Raw genomic sequence first — 20,513 nt, forward strand, 5'->3', positions numbered from 1 at the left:
GCTCACCCCAACGCGCCAGCGGCGGCGATGTCAGCGATCTGCTCGTCGCTGAGGCCGAGCTGACCGCTCAGCACATCGAAGGTGTGCTGACCGAGCATCGGAGCCGCGAAGCGGGGACCGTGGTCGTAGCCGGCGATCCGGTACTGATGACCGGCGTAGGGCACGGCGCCCATTCGGGGATGTTCCAGCCATCGGTAGAAGCCTCGGTGCGCGTATTGCGGGTCGGCGAGCAGGTCGCTGCTGCGCTGCACCATGCCCGCCGGGATTCCCGCATCAAGCAAGCGACGCTCCAGGTCGGCTGGGTCTTGGGTGGCCGTCCATGCCGCTATGTGATCATCGATGACGTCATGGGCAGCCTGACGACCGGCCATCTCGGAAAGCTCTGGTGCTGTGGCCCACGACGGTGCGCCCATCAGTTGGACCAATGTGTGCCATTGAGCGTCGTCGGCCACGGTGATTGCGCACCAGCGGTCGTCGCCGGCGCACGGGTATGCACCCTGGGGAGCAACGTCGGGGTCACGGTTGCCCGTGCGGTTCGCCACGGTGCCGCTGGCCTGGAAGTCAGCCAGCTCGGGCGCAAGAAACTGCAGGCCGCATTCCAGTTGCGCAGCCTCGATGGTGCATCCGCGGCCGGTCCGTCGCCGGCGTTCCAGTGCCGACAGCAGCGTGGCGGTGATGAATCGTGGCGAGATGGTGTCGGTGTAGGCCAGATACGGCCCGTCCGGGGGCCGGTCGGGCCATCCCACGATCGGGTAGAAGCCCGCGATGGCTGCTGCGTGATAACCGAAGCCGCCCAGCGGCGACAGCGGCCCGCCGCTCGCCATCAGCGACGTGTGCACCACGATCGCTGTGGGGTTCAGCTCGGCGATGAGGTCGTCGTCGGCGACGTTGCGGGCGAACGTGCCCGGCGTCCAGGCCTCGACCACGACGTCTGCCCAGGCGATCATCCTTTGGGCGATGTCGACGCCCTCTGGCGTCTTGAGGTCGATGTCGATGCTGAGCTTCGACGTGTTGAACGTTCCGTAGAAGTGGGCCATGTCAACGTCGACCACGTCGTCCTTGAACGGCGGGTTGACCCGCAACCCGTCGAGACGTCCGCCGGATTCCACACGCACGACTGTGGCGCCGTGGTCTGCCAGCGCCTTCGCCGTGATCGGGCCCACGCCGATCCAGCTAAAGTCCACGACCTTCAGGCCGCTCAACGGCAGATCGGCATCGCCCACCTGCCAGGCCAGCGGTTCGTCTGCTGCAGCGACCTGCCCGTCCGGGCCAGCGGAGGCCTGAGCGTCGCAGGCCCGGATCTCGGCGCCGTGCTCGTCGACTCTCGGCGGTCGGCGCACTCCCCCGATGCGAGCACCGTCGATCGATGTCGGTCCTCCGGGCAGCTCAATGGGTCCGCCCGACTCGCCCTGCCCGCCCGGCCTGCCCGCCGGCGCATCGAGCGAACGCCAAAATGTGCGGGCTCGCAAGTGGTCGAAGTCGAGCAGGTCGGCCACGGTGTGGATCGGGGCGATGGTCTCGCCGTATTCGAGCGATCTGCGCATCAGCACACCGTTCGGGTAGCGCTCGCACAGAGCGACCATCGCCTTGTAGAGCTCGTCGAACGTGCGGGTGACCGGTTTGCCGCTGCTGGCCCGAAAATCGAACGTGTCCCAGTCCTCGACTCGCCAGCTCTCATCTGCGAGACCCTCGTCGATCAGCCAGTCCAGCAGTCGACCGATCGCCACTCCCCGTGCCACGGTGATGGCCCAGCCGTCCTGAGTCGCAAAGCGCAGCTGCAGCGGCGCCGCAAGCCTCACCATGGTGCCGGAGCGCTCGAAGTCGCGGCCGCAGATGGCATGGGTCTCCATCGCATTGAGCAGCGTCCAGGTGACCGTGGCCTGGGCGGAGACAGCCACGTGCTGCGGCTCGGCTCGCAGCCGCATGCGTGCATGGGCGACCAGTCCGGCGACGGCCGCTTCGGCCCCGGCGTGACGCCACACCTGCGCGATGGATGCCTTCACCGGGGGCCGATCGCGGCTGCCTTGCAAGTTTGCTGAGCCCCCCAATGCCGCCAAGGACAGCTCGGACGCAGGGTCGCCGCTGCGTGGCCCGTCGAGGCCGAAGGGCGTGACCTGCACATGGATGATCCGCGGATTCAGCGCGGTGAGATCCTCGTGGCTGTATCCGGCCTCGGCAAGGGCGCCTGGCACACCCGATTCGTAGACGAAGTCGGCCCCGGCAATGAGGCCACCGAAGAGGTGCCGGTCAGATTCGACAGTGAAATCCACCACGACAGAGCGCTTGTTGGAGTTGTAGGCGCAGAACTGCAGGCTGCGGAGATCCTCGCTGTGCGCAGCCGGGTCCAACGGCAATTCGCCGCGAGCCGGTGTGCCGCCGGGCGGCTCGATCTTGGTGACCTCGGCCCCCAGCTCGGCCAGCATCCACGGCCCGAGCTCACCGCGATGATCGGTCAGGTCGAGCACGGTCATGCCAGCGAGCGGTGCAGTTGAGGTGTCGGGGCCGCTGTCGTCGTGTGGGTCCATCGCCGTCCAACAGATGAGCGTCGGCCGAGCGCCGACATGGGTCGCCCGAGACGATACGCAGGCGGCCGTGGCTTGGCTGCGGTTAGCTTGCCCGGATGGCCGACTCTGCGTCCACGCGTCGCACCGGCAAGCCAGTCGACAGGCCCGCAGAGCTGAGCGATGACCTGCTGGCTCGCGTCGGGGCCGGCGGCGATCGCAGCGACGCCGAACGCAATCCCAATCGTGACGTTCTGTCGCAGATGGGGCGACGAGGCCTCATGCGGATGATCGTGCCCGAGGAACTGGGCGGTCTGGGTCGCCACCCTGCCGAGTTCATCGAGTTCACACATTGCGTGTCGTACGAGCACCCCTCCACCGGCTGGGTCGCCATGACCTGCAACGAGGAGGCCGAGATCTTCGCCGCCCACCTCGAGTCCGAGAGCGTGTCAGGTTTCTACGGATCCCACCCCGACGTGGTCATCGCCGGATCGGGTGTACCGCGCGGTATCGTGAACCCAGTCGACGGCGGCTGGAGAGTCAACGGGCGCTGGACATTCGTCAGCGGCTGTACGGCGGCCGACTGGTGGGTCGTCGCCAACGTCGTCGAGGGCACCATGCCCAAGCAGGTCTGCCACGTCCTGATGCCGGCCGACCCGGCGTGCGTCGAAGACACCTGGCACACCGTGGGTCTGCGAGGCACCGGAAGCCACGATGTGGTGCTCGCCGACATGTTCGTGCCCGCCGACCGCGCAGCAGTCGTCGAGAACTACTCGCTGCCCAAGCCCAACGAGCATCCCTTTTACCGGCTGCCGTCGGGACTCCGCTTCCCATTCCCCAAGACCGGTGTTGCCTCAGGAATCGCCCGCCGAGCCATCGACGAGTTCGCCGCCCTGGCCGACACGAAAACGCCGCTGTTCGCCCGCTCGGAACTGGTGGCGCGGCCCGACGCGCACGCTGCGATGGCGCGCGCCGAGGCGCTGCTGGGCGCGGGTCGAGCCTTCGTGGCCGATCAGCTCGACGGGCTGTGGGACACGGCCTCGGCCGGTGGCGAAGTCACCCCGCAACAGCATGCCCGGGCGCGCTTGGCGTGTTCGTGGAGCGTGCAGAACTGCATCGCGGCAGTCGAGACCCTCGTGACAGCCGCTGGCAGCACTGCCAATTTCACGGCGTCGCCACTCGGCGCCCTGCTCAACGATGTGCGAGCCGTGGCCGGGCACTTCATGGTGGGCAGCTACCAGATGGACACCGCCGGCCGGGTGCTGCTGGGCCAGGATTCAGGCGACCGCAACTTCTGACAGCGGCGCCGGTTTCTCAACGGCTTCTGCACCAACCCTTGTGCCCTGACCGCAGCAGGCATGGCAGGTTCGTGGATTTGACGCGCTTGGGACATGCTGACAGCGCAGGAGGCGTAACCAGTGGTTGAGACGCTCTGTCGGTTCCTGGGGAGCGACCGATGATCTTCCGTGTGGCCATGACCGTTCACTTGCAACCACCGATGGAGTTCGCCATCTCTTTGGAACTTGCCTTGCACACCGTGTAGTCGCTGCGGTAGCGCATCGCCAGTTCCCGCTCGCCGATCTTCTTGTGGTCGAACATCAGGGATGAGTTCACGTCATACAGCGGGGCTAGGCGTGTCTCGCCGAGATTCATATGGATCAGGCCGTAGTTGCGCGCGTGAGCGTCCCTGTTCACGACCAGCCAAGCACACAGCAACCCGTCTGCGAATCTGCCGATGTCGTCGTGGGGGGCTGCGGAATGGTTCCAGATGAGATCAGCTATCTTCGACATACCGGGTCCGCCATCGTTTTCGTATTTGCGTGCACCGGGAAGTCCCATGGCTTGGCACATGTCCTCTGGGTGCATGCGCTGTCACTGATCGCCGACGAGCGAACGGTCGTAGCGGACAATTACGGTGGCCACGTCAGTCCCGTAGCTCGCGATCCACGATTCTGCGACGTGAATGCCGAGTCGGCGAGCAGCCCCGAGGCACAAGTGCTCTGCGATAGCAACCGTTTCCGCCGCCTCGGCACGGGGTTTCAAGATGTGCGTGGTCGGCGTATTGCCGAACGGCCGAGCCCATCGATCCTCCGTTCGATGCCACGCCACTTTCGATTGAAAGCCACCGAGGCTGAAGTACGGCTCCACATCGTCTGGCGTCCACACATCCGGGTTGCTCGTAATCTGCGCTATCTCTCCGCGGACGTCTGCGTCGCTGAGCAAACGAAGCCCGTTTGCTGGCTCCGAGAGTTCGTCTTCGTAGCCCGACCGGCAGAACTGAACAGCGCCAGCGCAGTCGAGACCCGCGCTCGTCGACAGGAGTCCGAATGGAGTGTGTTCCAGAACTTGCTGACGGCGGTACCACCTTGCGAGCACGCGCGAGTCGTCTGGGAGCAGCGGCAATCCAACGGTCAGGCTCTCCACCGATGTACGGGCGATGAGAGAACGCCAACGACAATGACAGAGGCGGAGCATCCGAGTCCATGTAGTCATCGTCATAGCGAAATTCGAGCCCATTGCCGCCGTGGTGGATCACCGCAGCGCGGACACCATTCATCATCACGACGAGTGCGTCTGATCCGTTCATTGCGGATCCTCGATGGGGACGAGCGCCACGCCCATATCGAGTGCGCTCACGACACTCATGACGTTGGCGATCTCAGCTCCCCGATGCCCACGTTCCAAGCGACCAACCCAGCGCCTCGATACACCCGCCATGTCGGCGAGCGCTTCTTGAGAAAGTTCGGCCTTGTGCCACAGACGGCGAATCTCCATCCCGAGTTGGCCAAGAGTCCTGATGATCCGAGGGGACATGAGAAGATGGGCGGTGCTGCCACCCGGGGTGACGCGGAAATCCCACTACGGATATATGATTGGTATGGTAGAAGCGTGAGTGGGACATTTAATATCGTGATGGGAGACCGAGGCCGGCTCGTCGTTCCCGCCGAAGTACGGAGTCGGTCAGGCTTGACACCCGGAACGCCGCTTGTGCTCCTCGACGCTCCGGACGGGATGATCCTGATGACTCGGGAGCAACTGAGTGCTCGCGTGCGGCACGATCTTCAAGGCACGGACCTCGTCAGCGAGCTGCTGAGGGACCGTCGGAGCGAGTCCGCGCGAGAAGACGCCGGGTGACCACCGTCTTGGATGCTTCCGCGCTGCTCGCCCGGCTGAAGGGCGAGACCGGCACCGAACTGGTCGAGGAGGCTCTCCTCGGCGGCGCCCGATGCGGTGCTGCAAACTGGAGCGAGGCAGCACAGAAGATGTTGGCTGCCGGTCGCAGATGGAACGAAGCCCGCGCCCTGTTGATGAGCTACCAATTGCGAATTGAGCCGGTCACCTCCGCTGACGCTGAGTGGGCAGCCCACCGCTGGAGGCCCGGAGAAGGCTTGTCGCTGGCTGACCGCCTGTGTTTCGCGCTCGGCGAGCGGCTCGATGCGGTGATACTCACCGCAGACCGATCATGGGGCGCAAGCGCTCGCATCACCCAGATCCGCTAGGCCGATCAGGAGCCCCCCGGCACATGAGACAGTTCGCGAGCCGTATCGATCCTCGCAGCGATGAGTTCGGCAAGAACGCTGCCGCGTATGCCGACCTGCTGGCGGTGCTGCGGGAACGTCAGCAATTCGCGATCTCTGGCGGGGCTGGCCGGGAGCGCTCCATCGAGCGGCACCACGCTCGGGGCAAGATCCTGCCGCGGGACCGGATCGATCTCGTGTGCGACACCGACACGCCCTTGCTGGAGCTGTCCACGCTGGCCGGCTGGGAGCTCTACGACAACAGCGCTCCCGGCGCCGGGATCGTCACCGGCATCGGCGTGGTGTGCGGTGTGCCGTGGATGTTCATCGCCAACGACGCCACGGTCAAAGGCGGATCGCTGCTGCCGGTCAGCATCAAGAAGCACGTGCGCGCCCAGGACATCGCTGCCGAGAACGGCCTCGGCATCATCTACCTCGTTGACTCGGGCGGGGCGTTTCTGCCGCTGCAGGACGACATCTTCCCCGACAAGGACCATTTCGGCGGCAGCTTCTACCGCCAAGCTCGGCTCTCGGCCATGGGCCTGCCGCAGATCTCGGTAGTGCTGGGCGGCTGCACCGCCGGCGGCGCGTACGTTCCGGCACTCAGCGACGAGGTCATCATGGTCTCGGGCATCGGTCGGATCTACCTGGGCGGCCCGCCCATCGTGAAGGCGGCCCTCGGCGAGATCATCGAGCCGGATGACCTGGGTGGTGCGGCACTGCACACCCGCGTCTCGGGGGTCTCTGACTACATGACCCCCGACGAGCGCTCTGCCTACGGCAAGCTGCGCGAATTGTGCTCGGCTGTGAACCAACGGGCAGTCGACCATCGCGAAGGCTGGCTGTCGTGGACCGAGCCCCAGCCGCCTCACTACGACCCAACCGAGATCTATGGGGTCATCTCCGCGGATGACCGCATCGGCTTCGACGCCCGCGAGATCATCGCCCGGCTCGTCGACGGCTCTCGCTACGGCGAGTTCAAGCCCGAGTGGGGCACCGACATCACCTGCGGCTTCGCCCGCATCTGGGGTCACCAGGTGGGCATCATCGCCAACAACGGGATCATCTTCTCCTCTGACGCCCTCAAGGCCACACACTTCATCGAGCTGTGCGAGCAGCGCCGGGTGCCGCTGCTGTTCCTGCAGAACACGACCGGCTACATGGTGGGCAGCGATTCTGAGGCAGCTGGCATCGCGAAGCACGGGGCGAAGATGGTTGCTGCGGTCGCGAACGCGACGATCCCCCGCTACACGGTGCTCATCGGCGGCTCGTACGGCGCCGGAAACTACGGCATGTGCGGGCGGGGCTTCAATCCCAGGTTCCTGTTCGCGTGGCCCAACAGCCGTATCGCCACGATGTCCGCCGAGACAGCCCAGACCGTTCTCGTCGACATCAGGCTGGCCGGGATGCGCGGTACCGAGACGACGAACGAAGAGATCGCCGCAATGCAGGCGGAGGTGGCCGACCAGTACGAACGCCAGAGCGACCCGTACTACGCCACGGCCCGCCTCTGGGACGACGGTCTCATCGACCCAGCAGACACCCGCGACGCCCTCGGCCTGTGCCTTTCGCTCGCCGCCCGCCAAGACGCGCCGGAACCCGGCAGCGGTCTCGTTTACCGGATGTGACTGAGAGCGCCATGAAGCTGCTGGTCGCCAATCGAGGCGAGATCGCGAGCCGGGTGTTCGCCACTGCCCGCCGACTGGGCTGGCGCACCGTCGCGGTGTTTGCCGAGCCCGACCGCAATGCGCCGTTTGTGCGCCAAGGCGACGAAGCTCGCTGCATCGGACCCGCCGCACTGGACCAGTCGTATCTGAGCGTCCCGCGAATCTTGGCCGCAGCCGCAGACGCGTCAGCCGATGCCGTGCATCCCGGCTACGGATTCCTGTCCGAGAACGCCGAGTTTGCGCGCTCCGCCATTGACGCCGGTTTGACTTGGGTCGGGCCCCATCCGGAGGCCATTGCACATATGGGCGCCAAGGTCGAGGCGCGTGCCATCGCAGAACGAGCTGGGGTGCCGACGATCCCTGGTGCATCCGAGGGAGATCTCGCCACAGCGGCCAGCGAGATCGGCTTTCCGGTGCTCGTGAAGGCTTCCGCAGGTGGGGGCGGCAAGGGCATCCGCATTGTCCGCTCCCCCGACGGCTTCGCGGCGGCCTTGGGCGAGGCCCGAACCGAGGCGTTTCGCTCGTTCGGCGACGACCGCCTGATTGTCGAGCGCTACATCGAACGACCTCGCCATATCGAAGTCCAGATCGTGGGTGACCGTCACGGCAGCATCGTCCACCTCGGCACGCGCGACTGCTCGTCGCAACGGCGCTACCAGAAGCTTCTCGAAGAGGCGCCGGCTCCGAACCTGCCTGACGCCACCCGCGAGGGGCTGCATGAGGCCGCGGTGGCTCTGGCCCGTCACATCGGCTACGACAGCGCTGGCACTGTTGAGTTCATCGTGGACACAGACAGCGGTGACTTCTTCTTTCTCGAGATGAACACCCGGCTGCAGGTCGAGCATCCCGTCACCGAGGCCATCTGTGGGCTCGACCTCGTCGAGATGCAGCTGCGCTCAGCGATCGGCGCGAACCTCGGCATCTCCCAGACTGAGGTGACCTTCAGCGGGCACAGCATCGAGGCTCGGATCAATGCCGAAGATCCTTCCGACGGATTCAGCCCGCGAGCCGGCGATGTCCGGCATGTATCCGTGCCTGACGGCGTCCGCTGGGATTCTGCCGTCGAGCCGGGCAGCGAGATCTCGCCCTACTACGACCCGCTGATTGGGAAACTCATCGTGCATCGTCCCAGCCGGGCCGCTGCTTTGGACGCCGTGCGTGGTGCCTTGGACGGTCTCGTGCTGGGACCCGTGCCGACGAACGCCGGATTCCTGCGCTGGCTTGTCGGCACGCCGCAGCTTCGAGGCGGCGACATGACGACGAACATCATCGACGCATTGGGCGCCCCCGAATTCCCGGCGCCGCCTCCCGCAGCCGATGCAGCACCCGCAGCCGCCGCGGCTTGGCTGAGGCATCTACGCCACGATCGCAACGCTGGCCACGACGGGCCGTGGTCACGGCTCGGGCCGTTCCGACTGACCGAGCACCGCCCAGAGGCCGCAGTGCTCCTGCGCGATGCCGCAGGCGATCTTCACGAAGTCTCCGCTGACGCGATCGAGGGACACAATGCACCTGCGGGGATGAGTGCTGCGGGGATGAGTACAGGGGCAAGCAGCTCCGACGAGGGATCGGTGGCGGTCAACGTGTGCGGGCACACCGTCACATTCGAGGTGCCGGACCGCTCCGATGCCTGGGCACCGGCCGGCACTGCCGGCACCGGCTCGGTCGGCGACATCGCCGCACCGTTCCCTGCTGTGGTCGTCGAGGTCTCGGTCGTGGCGGGCGAAGCGGTTGCAGCCGGGGACGCTGTCGTGACGGTCGAGGCGATGAAGATGCTGCACTCGCTCGTCGCAGCGGGAGCCGGCGTTGTCGCTGAGGTCCGCTGCACTCCCGGCGACGCCGTCGAGGCCAACCAAGTCCTGGTCAGCTTCGTCCACGCCTGATCCGCATCCCCTGCGACCCGGACACCTCGCGGCTAGAGGAGTCCGAGCGGCAGGCGAGTCAGCACCTCGTTGCCCGTCTCGGTGATCAGGACCTGCTCTTCCAGCTTGACCCCTTCTCCGCCTGATCTGGGGCCGACGAACGCCTATATGCACATGACCATGCCCAGCTCCAGCACGCCGTCGTATCCGACCCGCTCCCACTTGTGCCGGAACGTCACCGACGGGTACTCATCGCACAGGCCGACCCCGTGCGAGACCGATGTGTAGTGGCGGTACTCGTCCGGGTCGGGGTACCACGCCCCCTCGGCGATCTCCCGCAGCGACATGTTGGTCGTATCGGTGGCGTAGCGGATATTGACCGGGTCGTACAGCAGCGCAGCGTCGCAGTCGGCGCTTCGCAACTGTTCGCGAACCCGTTCCAGCCGATAGCGCCGAAGAGCGGGCCGGTCCGGCAGCGAAAGTCCCGCGGCCAGCCACTCGGCTTCCAGCTCTGCGCCGGGGCCGAGCGCGTGCATGTTGAGGTCAGCATGATCGAGCAGCCATACGGGCGGCTCAGCCCGAGCCACTCCGATCTTCGGTCGGTGGCGCCACTGAGACCCCGAATGCTCCATAGTTGACAGCCCTCGGTTCGGTCCGCCTACTCCAGCCCTCGGCCTGCGGCGAGCCTAGGGTCTGGCAATGACTTCATTGGGGAACGCAGGATCGGAGCACGCAGGATCGGGACACGACGGCGGAACGCTCACCGGTATCACCATCCATCCCATCAAGGGCTGCCGTCGCGTCGAGCTGGAATCGGTGACGGTGTCCGCAGCCGGGCTCGACGGCGACCGCGAATGGCAGGTGGTGACTGCACCCGATGAGGACGGTGCCATCGGCGAGGCAGTGACTCAGCGCCAAAGCGCCGTACTCGCCACGGTCGTCCCCGTGCCGATCGACGGCGGCCTGACGATCAGTGCATCTGACATCGGCACGATCGACGTGAAGCGGCCTGACGCCAATGACGTCACCGTGCATGCGCTGATCGGTGACGAAGTCGCCTGCGCAGACGCGGGCGACGAGGCCGCCGCGTTCTTCAGCGAGGTGCTGGGAATGCCGGCAAGGCTCGCCGCACTCACACCCGAATCGTCCCGCCCGGTCCGGCTGTTCCGGGGACGCCTTGCCACGTTTGCCGACGCCGCCCCCGTGCTCGTCGCCAACATGGCCTCGCTCGACGATCTCGTGGCCCGGGCTATCGAGCCGTTCGGGATCGAGCGTTTCCGGGCGAACCTCATCGTCACCAACGACGAGCCCTGGTCAGAGGACACCTGGACGGAGTTCTCGATCGGCGATGCCGATCTCGTCGCCCGGATCGCATGGCCACGCTGTGCCGTGCCCCAGATTGACCAGGACACCGGCGAGCGACACCGCGAACCCGCACTGGTGATGCGCAAGCACCGCTGGTGCTACACCGCCGAAGGCCACTCCCCCGGTATGCGCAAGGTCCTCGAAGGCAACGCCATCTTCGGCATCGCCTGCACCATCGACCCCGAAGGCACCGTGCTGAACGTCGGCGATCCGGTAGCGGTCACCCAGACCGGCCCCGCACTGCTCGGCCCTCCGTTCCGGCTACTTCCGGCTGATGCTGTGACCTGATCTGAAAGTTGGCATTTCAGACTCTTTCAATAAATCTGAAGGGTCAGTTGGAGGCGGAGTGCTACCGTTCGGTACATGGAGCTGAGCGCACTTGCACAAGTTGGCACGATGGTGCTGGCGGCGATGGCGATCGTGTGGCATCAGCAAAGATCCAACGACAAGCTCCGCGACGATGTGCGCAACGAGATAGGCGGGATACGCAACGAGACAGGCGGGATACGCAACGAGCTGGCAGTGGTGCACTCGGTAGCCACCGAGAACGGCCAACGTCTCGCGCGAATTGAGGGCTACTTGGGCATCGGCATGCCAGCCGAGGCTGCAGCGGGCGCGGCCGGGGCAGAAGTGGTGCGAACAACGCAGAGCCCCAACGGGTAGAAACTCGCACCAAGTCCTTCCGCTGCAGCAGACGAAGGCGGTCTTGCGATCACTCGGTTGAGCGGAGGATGCCTCGCTGAGCGAGATCGGCGATCTCTTCGTGCGTGGCCCCCAATTCGGCCATGACCTCGGCGTTGTGGCCACCCTGGGGGCCGGCCAACCGCAGCGGTGCCGTGGACAAGCCGTCGAAACGCCAAGGGCCACGCATGAGGCGTAGCTCGCGACCGTCCACATCGACGGAGTAGTAGGGCTGGGTCGCTTCAGCCCATTCAGTGTCCAGCGCTTCGCCCGAGGTCCGAATGCGACCGACGGCCAGCCCGCCCGCACCCGACACTTGATGCTCCAGCTCGTCGATGCTGCCGAAGGTGCGGATCCACGCTGCGACCTCGGCCATCAACTCGTCGTAGTGCTCACGACGCAACTCCGGCGTCTTGTAGCGGGGATCGGCCTTCAAGTCGTTGCGACCCATCATCGTGCAGTAGCGCCCGAACGCCGACGTCCACACCGGTGACGCGGCGATCGTGATCAATGAGCCGTCTGCCAGCTCGAAGATCGGCGATTCGGGCGCACTCAGTGCCGTTGGCTCACCCAACGGGTCCAGACCGTTGGCTTCAGCGTGCAGCCGCTCGTTGACGGACAGCATCGTGGCCATCATCGACACGTCGGCGTGGGTGCCACGGCCGGTCATACTGCGCTGGTAGAGCCCGGTGATGGCCGCAAGGGCACCCTGCACGCCGGTGTAGAGGTCTGCCTGACTGGTCGAGTCGGTCGTCGGACGGACGAGCAGGTCGCCGAAAAGTGCGCTAGATGCGTGGCCGTGGAACCGCTCTCTGCTTGAACGGTCGGTGCGAACGCCGGCCGTGACGACCACAGATTGTCCTGCCCGTAGCCCGACATCGACACGTACACGACCCGAGGGTTGACGGCGCTGACCGACCGATAGTCCAGTCCGAAGGTGGCCATCGTGCCCGGCCGGTAGTTCTCCACGATCACGTCTGCGCGGCTGCACAGCTCGAAGACCGCCTCGCGCCCCTCTGGATAGTTCAGGTCGATGCTGAGGTTGCGCTTACCCCCGTTGAGCTGCAGGTAGTAGCCCGAGGTCGGGCCCGCCGAGGGTGATGCGGCTCGGGCGATGTCGGCAGCCGGCGGCTCTACCTTGGTCACCGAGGCTCCCATCTCGACGAGAATCCGTGTTGCCGTCGGCCCAGCAAGCACCCGGGTGAAGTCCACCACCGTGATGCCCGCCAGGGGTGCCGCGTGCGCTGCTGCGTCGGGCGCAGCCGCATCATCGGCTCTGTCGAGTGATTCGTCAGTCACGTCGTCGCCTCCCGTCGCTCAGTTGCCTTCGAAGACTGCGGTGCCAGGCCCGCCGGTGAACATGGCCTCGGTGCCTCGCCGGACGTCGTTCGAAGCCCACATGGCTGCGAGCTCGTCGCTCAGCGCTTCGTCCGCGGCACGAGTGCCTTCATTCACAGCGATGTTGACGACCCGCTTGATGACTCGCAGCGCAACCGTAGGACCGGCGGCCAGCTGGCGTGCCAGCGACAGTGAGGCGTCCTCCTGCGCAGTGCAGTACCGGTCGATGAATTCGGCGCCGATCAGGTTGTGCGGCGGGTGCGACAGCGTCACCACTCCCACTGCACCGTCATGGGTGAGCCTGATCATCCGGGTCCTCCGAGAACAACTTGCTGCCGGTCAGATCAGGTCAGCTCGCCCCGCACCTCGTCGGTGTGCTCACCCAGCATCGGGGCACGCTGCCAGGCCCACCAGTCTCCGTCGGTCGTGAATGGCGAGCCGGGCACGGTATAGGTGCCGAGCACCGGGTGCTCCTCGGTGCGCCACCAGCCGACCGCTTCGAGATGCGGGTCGTGGCGCAGGTCGCCGACGGTGTTGACCGGCGTGATGGGAATGCGCCGCCGCTGGCCCTCTACGAACAATTCCTGCTTGGTGAACTGAGTGGTCAGCTCCTCGACCCACGCGTCCACGGCTTCCAGCGCCTCGCGGCGCACCACGATGTCGACGAAGATCTCGTCGAGAATGCCCTCGTTGCCGGTGAGCTCGTGAACCCACTGCGCCACTGCGTTCCAGTGAGTCGGCTGTATGGCGATGATCGCCACATAGCCGTCAGATGCCGGGTACATGCCCATCGGGCTCGTGACCGGACGGCGATTGCCCGCCCTCGGACGAGGCACCTGGTCGTCCAGGTAGATGGGGACGCCGGTCTCGGGCGACAGCCACAGGCCGACTTCTTGCAGCGAGAGATCGATGGTCTGACCCAGCGCTGGTGCACCAGCTGCTACGGCTTGATTGCGAGCACGCAGCGACAGCATCGAGCCGATCAGCGCATGCAGCGAAGCACCGTGCATGAGCACGCCGATCTCCCCTGCAGGTGTCAGCGGCGGGCCGTGGGGGAAGCCCACGGTGGACGCCAACCCGCACGATGCCCAGCCGATGAGGTTCGACGAACGCCAGTCGCGTCGCGGCCCCGTCATGCCGAAGGACGTGATCGACACCCACGTCAGATGCGGGAACTTCTCGACCATCCCAGCAACGCCCAGAGCGCCCTGCGCCCGGTCCGTCAACCAGGGATACGTCTCCTGGGAGGCGGGAGGTGCGTCGTCGAGCACCACATCGGCGGAACCGATCAGCTCCACCAGCGCTGCGATGTCGTCATCACTGGAGAGGTCGAGCACCACGCTGCGCTTGGTGGCGCCGTAATAGGCCCACCACAGGCTGGCTTCGGGGCCGGAATGGCCCGGAGCGAGCGGCGGCATCCGGCGAATGGGATTGCCCTCGGGCGGCTCCACGCAGATCACGTCCGCGCCCAGTGCTGCCCACACCCGAGTTCCGTAGGCGCCTGACAAGCCCGTCAGGTCGAGCACCCGGACGCCGGTCCACGGGCCGCGTCGTTGATGTGGTTGTTGCTGTGCGGCGCTCATTGCCTGCCGCCTGTGACACGGCCCTCTGCGTCGTAGAACTCTGCGATCCCCACCGACTCGTACCACCGGTCGAAGGGACGCTCGAGAACCAATTCAGGTCGCGAATCGGTGAACACGGCTCCGTCGGCGACCATCTGCTCCACTTCGCTGCCGGAATATCCGATCTCGGCCAGCACGTCGGCCGTGTCGCCCCCCATGTTTGGACCTGCCCGTGTGACATACGGCGGTGTCCGGCTCATGCGCAGCGGATTACGCACGAACAGGTCCCGTCCCAGCCGCGCGCATGGCGCCACCGAGTAGGGGCGGCGGTCGTGAACCTGCGGGTCGGCCAGCACGCCACGATGATCCAGTACCTCATAGGCCGCGACGCCCAAGGCCTGCAGCTGAGCAGCGGCCTGCTGCGCGCTCCGGCGGGAGGTCCACGCAGACAGCTCCGCATCGATGGCGTCATGGTTGGCGATGCGTTCGGCCAGCGTCTCGTGCGGATAGGTGGACAGGGCTGCTTGCCCGCTGCCGTCGTGTCCTTCGATGCCCGACCATTCGGCCAGCCCAACAAGCGACTGCCATGCCTCGTCGCTCTGCACTTCGGCGGCCACCCAGCGGTCGTCGCCGGCGCAGGGGTAGATGCCTGCGGGTGCTGCCCACGACACCCGGTTGCCGTTGCGGAAGGGCTCGGGCACACCCATGCCCTGCCCCACCAGGTACGGCCCCAAGAACGACACCGTGGTCTCCAGCTGGCTGATGTCGATGAAGCGGCCCTGGCCGGTCTGGTCGCGCTCAACCAGGGCGCTCAGGATCGCCACGGCCGTGTGCAGGCCGCCCATGTAGTCAGGCGGAGCGATCGAGGGGATGCCCGCAGGTTCCTCGTGAGGAAAGCCGGTGAGCGCGTCCCACCCCACCAGCGGCGCCTGGTTCGGTCCGAAGGCGCGAAACGGGTAGTACGGCATCTCGGGGTCCACTCCGAAGCCGGTCATGCCCGCGTAGATGATGTCCGGCCGCACCTGGGTCACCGACTCGTAGTCGAGCCCGAGTTCGGCGATGCCCGGAGCAGCGAAGTTGGTGAGGAAGACATCGCAGGTGGTCAGCAAGCGCCGTGCTGCTTCGAGTCCTCCGGGCAGCTTCAGCTCGAAACCCACCGACCGCTTGCCGGCCGACATCTCCGGCACGTACGGGCCGGTGTCGCAGAACACATCGGCGAGCTCGGGGTCACGGGCCCACGCCGAGCCGAATGCTCGGGCCACATCGGGGTAGCTGCGGGCCTCCACCTTGAAGACCTCAGCGCCGTGATGCGCCAAGACCTTGCCGCAGCACGGCGCCGCGACCGCGATGCTGATCTCGAATACCCGAACACCTGCCAGCGGTCGCGCATCTGCGCCCCTGCCGGTCTCGCTGCCCTGCTCGTCCGCCACCTGTGCCTCCCCTATATGGGCGGGACACTAGTCCTCGCCGTCCGGTGGCCTTGCAGCCGTGACTTCCGGCTGCGGCTGGGCTTCGGGCGTGGTACACCACTGTCGTTCGAACACTCACGTCGGCGTGTCCAGTCGGATGCCGCCGTCACCCGAAGGGGGAACCGATGTCACAAAGCCAAGGCAATTCACCGGTCGAAGTGGTGGATCACTTCATCGCCGACATTTGTCGCAAGGATCTCGATGCCGCGATGAGCCACGTTGCGGAGGATTGCTACTACGACAACGTCCCGATCGGCGACATGAACACCCGCGACGAGATGCGCGACTTCCTCACCCCGATGCTGGGCGGCGACGGCCCCGTGGAATTCGAAGTCCTGCGCCACACTGTCACCGGCAACACGGTCATGAACGAGCGTGTCGACCGGTTCCACACCGGCTCGGGCCGCCAGATCGAGCTGCCCGTCATGGGCATTTTCGAGGTCAATGACGGCCTCATCACGTTCTGGCGCGACTACTTCGACCAAGGCACGTTCATGCGCCAGATCAAGGGCGGCTGAACCGGCCGTGGCCAACAATTACGACGGATTCGACCTGACCGGCAAGGTCGCGGTCATCACCGGCGGCAACAGCGGCATCGGGCTGGGCTACGCCCGCGCCATCGCCGCGGCCGGTGCCGATGTCAGCGTGTGGGGCACCAATCCCGACAAGAACGCTGTCGCCGAGGCCGAACTGCAGGCACTCAACCCGTCGGCGTCAGCCCTGGGGTGTGACGTCTCCGATGAGCAGCAGGTCGAAGAATGCATGGCTGCGGTCATCGAGCGCTACGGCCGCGTCGACGCGTGCTTTCCGAACGCCGGCGTCGGCACGCAGAACCGAGCGGGCTTCCACGAGCACTCGAACGAGGACTGGTTCAGAGTCATCGACGTGAACCTTCACGGCGTCTTCTACACACTGCGTGCGGCCACCCGCCAGATGATCGCCCAAGGCGGAGGCGGATCGCTGGTGCTGACCTCCAGCGGCACCGCCATACAGGGGGCGGCGCGGGGTCAGGCCTATGCGGCGACCAAGGGCGCCATGCTGGCGATGATGATGGGGCTGTCCGTGGAGATGGCTCGCTACAAGATCAACGCCAACGCCATCATCCCGGGCTGGGTCGAAACGGCCATGACCGAGCGCGCCTTCAACTGGGACAAGTTCGTCACCGCCGTCATGCCCCGCATCCCGATGCGGCGTTGGGGCACGCCGGACGACTTCGGCGCAATCGCCGTGTACCTGATGAGCGATGCGGCGCGCTGGCACACCGGAGACGTGATCAAGATCGACGGCGGATTCAGCATCTTCTGAGTCCGACGGCGACAACACAGCGCTAGCGGCACTGCCGCGTCAGCAGCGGTTCAGCGCCGCGCGACCGGGCGCGCCTAACATTCCAATCAGCGGCGACATGCGGCGCACGGGGTGCACGCCGGTGCTCGCTCGAACTTCACGGCGTAAACGGTCTCGTTACGCGCCGATCACTGCCGAGGGGAAACAGTGGACGAATACGACATTCACATCAAGGACGGCACCATCGTCGATGGGACACGGGTGCCGAGCTATCGGGGCGATCTGTGGATCTCCGACGGTCGCATCGCCCAGATCGGCGGCCGGCCGAATAAGCCGTCCAGAGAGGTCATCGACGCTGGCGGCTGCATCGTGGCCCCGGGCAGCATCGACCTGCACACCCACTACGACGCGCAGATCCGCTGGGATCCGTACTGCTCGATTTCGAGCTGGCACGGGGTGACGTCGGTGGTGCTGGGCAATTGCGGCTTCGGCTTCGCCCCGTGCAAGCCCGACTTCCGCGAGCGGTCGATGCTCACGATGGTCCGCACCGAGGCGATCCCGCTTGCCGCCATGCAAGAGGGAATGCTGCCCAAGTGGGACTGGGAGACCATCCCGGAGTACCTGGACTCGCTGGACGCGGCACCCAAGGGCGTCAACGTCCTGCAGTACATGCCGACCGCGTCGCTGATGATCTACGTGATGGGCCTGGAAGCGGCGAAGTCGCGGCCGGCCAACAACGAAGAGCGCAAGGAGATGCAACGCCTGCTTCACGAGGGCATGGACGCCGGGCTGTGCGGCTTTTCCATCCAGCGACTCGGACCGAACTCGACGCAATCGGACTTCGACGGCACACCGATGGTCACCGACACCATGATCGACGACGACATCTTCGTGCTGGCCGAAGTGCTGCGCGAACGTGATGAGGGCTTCATCCAGCTGACGCAGGCCACGAGCGCCGACGTCAACAACGCCGAAGACCTTGACTTCAAGCGCCGGCTGGCAGAGGTGTGCGGCCGCCCGATCATCGACAATGTGGTGCCCGTGAGCCAACGCAACCCCCGAGTGCACGAGGAACGGCTGGAATGGCTCGAGCAGGCGCACAACGACGGGCTGCGCATCTTCGGTCAGGGCGCCTCGATTCGCACTGGCTTCGCGTTCTCGCTCGACGAGTGGAACCTGTACGACTCCAGCCCCGCATGGCGCGAGGCCACCACGGGCACCATCGAAGAGAAGATCCGCAAGATGTCCGACCCGGCGATCCGGGAACGGCTGCGTGCCGAGACCGACGAGGCCGCGACGCTGTTCGCCAACACCCAAGGCGCAGTCGGCGGGCCGCCCCGCAAGCTGATCGTGCAGGGCGTGACCCGGCGCGAAGACCTGCAGAAGTACGTGGGCAGGTCGCTCGGCGAGATTGCCGAAACGGAAGGCAAGCACTACATCGACGTGATGCTCGACCTCTCGCTCGAGACAGACCTTCGGACCGAGTTCCTGGGCGAGGGTCCCGATTTCAACGTGGACCACATGTCCGCCGTGTACACCGACTCGCCGTACACGATCCCCGGCGTGTCCGACGGCGGAGCGCACACCAAGTTCTTCTCCGGCGGTGCGTGGACGACCGACTTCCTGGCTTGGATCGTCCGGGACGAGAAGCGCGTGTCCGTTGAGGAAGCGCACTACCGGATGTCGGCGCTCGCAGCCCATGCGGCCGGATTCAAGGACCGTGGCGTGCTCACCGAAGGCGCCCCGGCCGACGTGCTGGTGTACGACATGGACGAGCTGGCGATCGATCCCGAGTGGATCGGCGAGGCGACCTACGACCTGCCCGGCGGCGAGTGGCGGCGCGTCCAGCGTGCGCACGGCTACCGGCACATCCTGGTGAACGGGGTCGAGACCTTCCAAGACGGCGAGTGCACTGGGGCCACGCCCGGCAAGCTCCTGCGCCACGGCCGCGGCTAGCGGCCCCAACAACACAGAGCGGCGAGCGGCCGCGCCGCATCACGCCGCAGCGATCACCTCTGCCAAAGTGGCGACACCTGCGCGGATGTCCTCGTGAGACAGGCTTCCGAAGCACAGGCGCATGCGGCGCGCCCCCCATTGCGGGTCGACTGACCAGGCCGCGCCCTCGTTGAATTGAATCCCCCGCTCCGCAGCAGGTGCGAGGTAACGGGCGGTGTCGGTGCCTCGAGGAAACGTCAGCCAAACGAAGATTCCGCCCTTGGGATCGGTCACCTGCACCGGCCCGCCGAGCGCAATCGCCACCGCGGACAATGCGCCGAAGTGGGTGGCGACGGCATGGCGCATGACACGGCACTTTTCACGCAACGTGGCCCTCAGCTCGCGGACATGGTCGACGAAGTGTGCCGAGGAGTACTCCGCCAGAATCAGCTGCTCGACAGCTCCGGTGCCCGCATCGTCCTTGAGCGCCACGAGCTGGCGCATCACCGGAGGTTCTGCCACCACGAAACCGAGTCGCAGCGCCGGCGCGATCGACTTAGAGAACGAGCCGCAATACACGACGCGGCCGACATCGCCACCGTCACGAGCGAGCGCCGCAATGGCCGGCGGGCGATCGCCTTCCCATGCCAGATCGGCGTAGCAGTCGTCTTCGAAAATCACGACATCCCATCGCCGGACGACGCTCAACAACTCGCGGCGCCGCTCGACGGGCATGACCGAGCCAGTCGGGTTCTGCACAGTCGGGATCGTGTAGATGAGCTTCGGCAGTCGGTCTTGCGAGGCGAGCCGTGAGAGCAGCCCGTCGAGCGCTTCGGGCACGATGCCGTCGTCGTCGAGTTGGGCGGGCTCGCAGATTGCACCGGCGCGAGTGAGCTTCGAGATGATCCCGCCGTAGGTCGCCTCTTCGGCAACCACAACGTCGCCGGGCTCGACGAAGGTCTCGATGACCAGATCGAGTGCCTGCAACGAGCCCGAAACGACCAGCACCTCATCGGCGCTGATCGGCAGGGCGGCCTCAACCCCCAGGTTCGCGGCAATGAACTCGCGCAGCTCGTCGTAGCCCTGCGGGTTGCCACCGAGGTTGTAGGTGGCAAGTGCCGGTCCGTGCTTGTTGATGGCGTTGACGGCGGCTTCGGCTAGCCCGCCTACCGGCACGCTCGGCGAGTCATTGTTCCCACCGACGAAGCTGTACCGCGGGATCGGACCCCACTCGGGTGCGGGGCTTGGCAGACCCGCCGCCATCTTCGACCGCACGTCAAAGGAAGCGTGCGCTTGTTCTGTCGTTGACATATTGTCTGCGCGTCCGATGG

19 protein-coding genes and 2 pseudogenes are annotated in these 20,513 nt (G+C 66.1%); 10 read left to right on the forward strand and 11 right to left on the reverse strand.

What is annotated here, in order from left to right; translation table 11 throughout:
- Positions 1-2: 2 nt before the first annotated feature.
- Positions 3-2,525, reverse strand: a complete 2,523-nt coding sequence (locus ACQY5K_RS03575; RefSeq protein ID WP_428120120.1) for a CoA transferase — start codon at positions 2,523-2,525, stop codon at positions 3-5.
- 95 nt (positions 2,526-2,620) lie between these two features.
- Between ACQY5K_RS03575 and ACQY5K_RS03580 the strand changes: the two genes are divergently transcribed.
- Positions 2,621-3,799: an acyl-CoA dehydrogenase family protein gene (locus ACQY5K_RS03580; protein WP_428120121.1), complete on the forward strand. Its 1,179-nt coding sequence runs from the start codon at positions 2,621-2,623 to the stop codon at positions 3,797-3,799.
- A 184-nt stretch (positions 3,800-3,983) separates the two neighbouring features.
- Here ACQY5K_RS03580 and ACQY5K_RS03585 read toward each other — a convergent pair.
- The 3 genes and pseudogenes from ACQY5K_RS03585 to ACQY5K_RS03595 form a co-directional block, all read right to left on the reverse strand.
- Positions 3,984-5,018 (reverse strand): annotated as a pseudogene (locus tag ACQY5K_RS03585) (HipA domain-containing protein).
- Positions 4,963-5,088: pseudogene (locus ACQY5K_RS03590) on the reverse strand (hypothetical protein); the annotation flags it as partial. The pseudogenes ACQY5K_RS03585 and ACQY5K_RS03590, both read right to left, overlap by 56 nt.
- Positions 5,085-5,276 (reverse strand): helix-turn-helix transcriptional regulator, encoded by a 192-nt coding sequence (locus ACQY5K_RS03595; RefSeq protein ID WP_428120123.1) that lies wholly within the window; start codon positions 5,274-5,276, stop codon positions 5,085-5,087. The gene ACQY5K_RS03595 and the pseudogene ACQY5K_RS03590, both read right to left, overlap by 4 nt.
- Before the next feature lie 114 nt (positions 5,277-5,390).
- Between ACQY5K_RS03595 and ACQY5K_RS03600 the strand changes: the two genes are divergently transcribed.
- The 4 genes from ACQY5K_RS03600 to ACQY5K_RS03615 are packed head-to-tail and all read left to right on the forward strand — an operon-like array spanning position 5,391 to position 9,569.
- On the forward strand, positions 5,391-5,636 hold the full coding sequence (locus ACQY5K_RS03600; protein ID WP_428120125.1) for an AbrB/MazE/SpoVT family DNA-binding domain-containing protein: 246 nt from the start codon (positions 5,391-5,393) through the stop codon (positions 5,634-5,636).
- Positions 5,633-6,001, forward strand: coding sequence for a PIN domain-containing protein (locus ACQY5K_RS03605; RefSeq protein WP_428120127.1), 369 nt, complete (start codon positions 5,633-5,635; stop codon positions 5,999-6,001). Before ACQY5K_RS03600 ends, ACQY5K_RS03605 begins: the two co-directional genes overlap by 4 nt.
- A 23-nt stretch (positions 6,002-6,024) precedes the next feature.
- Positions 6,025-7,647 (forward strand): carboxyl transferase domain-containing protein, encoded by a 1,623-nt coding sequence (locus ACQY5K_RS03610; RefSeq protein ID WP_428120129.1) that lies wholly within the window; start codon positions 6,025-6,027, stop codon positions 7,645-7,647.
- Positions 7,644-9,569, forward strand: coding sequence for an acetyl/propionyl/methylcrotonyl-CoA carboxylase subunit alpha (locus ACQY5K_RS03615; protein ID WP_428120131.1), 1,926 nt, complete (start codon positions 7,644-7,646; stop codon positions 9,567-9,569). Before ACQY5K_RS03610 ends, ACQY5K_RS03615 begins: the two co-directional genes overlap by 4 nt.
- A gap of 143 nt (positions 9,570-9,712) precedes the next feature.
- Here the strand turns inward: ACQY5K_RS03615 and ACQY5K_RS03620 are convergent, their stop codons facing one another.
- Positions 9,713-10,180, reverse strand: a complete 468-nt coding sequence (locus ACQY5K_RS03620; protein WP_428120133.1) for an aminopeptidase P family N-terminal domain-containing protein — start codon at positions 10,178-10,180, stop codon at positions 9,713-9,715.
- 67 nt (positions 10,181-10,247) lie between these two features.
- On the opposite strand from ACQY5K_RS03620, the gene ACQY5K_RS03625 reads away from it, so the two are divergent.
- Both ACQY5K_RS03625 and ACQY5K_RS03630 read left to right on the forward strand, forming a co-directional pair.
- A complete protein-coding gene (locus ACQY5K_RS03625; RefSeq protein WP_428120135.1) occupies positions 10,248-11,201 on the forward strand; it encodes an MOSC domain-containing protein in 954 nt (317 codons plus the stop codon).
- Positions 11,202-11,276: 75 nt separating this feature from the next.
- On the forward strand, positions 11,277-11,576 hold the full coding sequence (locus ACQY5K_RS03630; RefSeq protein WP_428120137.1) for a hypothetical protein: 300 nt from the start codon (positions 11,277-11,279) through the stop codon (positions 11,574-11,576).
- 49 nt (positions 11,577-11,625) lie between these two features.
- Here ACQY5K_RS03630 and ACQY5K_RS03635 read toward each other — a convergent pair whose 3' ends face one another.
- Genes ACQY5K_RS03635 through ACQY5K_RS03655 form a run of 5 tightly spaced genes read right to left on the reverse strand, consistent with a single transcriptional unit; the run spans position 11,626 to position 15,924 of the window.
- Positions 11,626-12,309 carry a CoA transferase gene (locus tag ACQY5K_RS03635; protein ID WP_428120139.1) on the reverse strand — a complete coding sequence of 228 codons (684 nt, stop codon included), beginning with the start codon at positions 12,307-12,309 and terminating at the stop codon, positions 11,626-11,628.
- Entirely contained in the window at positions 12,261-12,893 is a 633-nt protein-coding gene (locus ACQY5K_RS03640) for a CoA transferase (protein WP_428120141.1), read from the reverse strand. Before ACQY5K_RS03640 ends, ACQY5K_RS03635 begins: the two co-directional genes overlap by 49 nt.
- 18 nt (positions 12,894-12,911) lie before the next feature.
- Entirely contained in the window at positions 12,912-13,241 is a 330-nt protein-coding gene (locus tag ACQY5K_RS03645; protein WP_428120143.1) for a hypothetical protein, read from the reverse strand.
- Positions 13,242-13,276: 35 nt separating this feature from the next.
- A complete protein-coding gene (locus ACQY5K_RS03650) occupies positions 13,277-14,515 on the reverse strand; it encodes a CaiB/BaiF CoA transferase family protein (RefSeq protein WP_428120145.1) in 1,239 nt (412 codons plus the stop codon).
- Positions 14,512-15,924, reverse strand: a complete 1,413-nt coding sequence (locus tag ACQY5K_RS03655; RefSeq protein ID WP_428120147.1) for a CaiB/BaiF CoA transferase family protein — start codon at positions 15,922-15,924, stop codon at positions 14,512-14,514. The genes ACQY5K_RS03650 and ACQY5K_RS03655 overlap by 4 nt, the downstream gene beginning before the upstream one ends.
- A 164-nt stretch (positions 15,925-16,088) precedes the next feature.
- Here ACQY5K_RS03655 and ACQY5K_RS03660 point away from each other — a divergent pair, with 164 nt between their 5' ends.
- The 3 genes from ACQY5K_RS03660 (at position 16,089) to ACQY5K_RS03670 (ending at position 19,203) form a co-directional block, all read left to right on the forward strand.
- Positions 16,089-16,481 carry a limonene-1,2-epoxide hydrolase family protein gene (locus ACQY5K_RS03660; RefSeq protein WP_428120149.1) on the forward strand — a complete coding sequence of 131 codons (393 nt, stop codon included), beginning with the start codon at positions 16,089-16,091 and terminating at the stop codon, positions 16,479-16,481.
- Between the two features lie 7 nt (positions 16,482-16,488).
- Positions 16,489-17,268 (forward strand): SDR family NAD(P)-dependent oxidoreductase, encoded by a 780-nt coding sequence (locus ACQY5K_RS03665; protein WP_428120151.1) that lies wholly within the window; start codon positions 16,489-16,491, stop codon positions 17,266-17,268.
- Positions 17,269-17,454: 186 nt separating this feature from the next.
- Positions 17,455-19,203, forward strand: coding sequence for an N-acyl-D-amino-acid deacylase family protein (locus ACQY5K_RS03670; RefSeq protein WP_428120153.1), 1,749 nt, complete (start codon positions 17,455-17,457; stop codon positions 19,201-19,203).
- Between the two features lie 39 nt (positions 19,204-19,242).
- Here the strand turns inward: ACQY5K_RS03670 and ACQY5K_RS03675 are convergent, their stop codons facing one another.
- Positions 19,243-20,493, reverse strand: coding sequence for a PLP-dependent aminotransferase family protein (locus ACQY5K_RS03675; protein WP_428120155.1), 1,251 nt, complete (start codon positions 20,491-20,493; stop codon positions 19,243-19,245).
- Positions 20,494-20,513: the final 20 nt, after the last annotated feature.

It is taken from the genome of Candidatus Poriferisodalis sp. (assembly GCF_965262965.1).
GTDB lineage: Bacteria > Actinomycetota > Acidimicrobiia > Acidimicrobiales > Poriferisodalaceae > Poriferisodalis.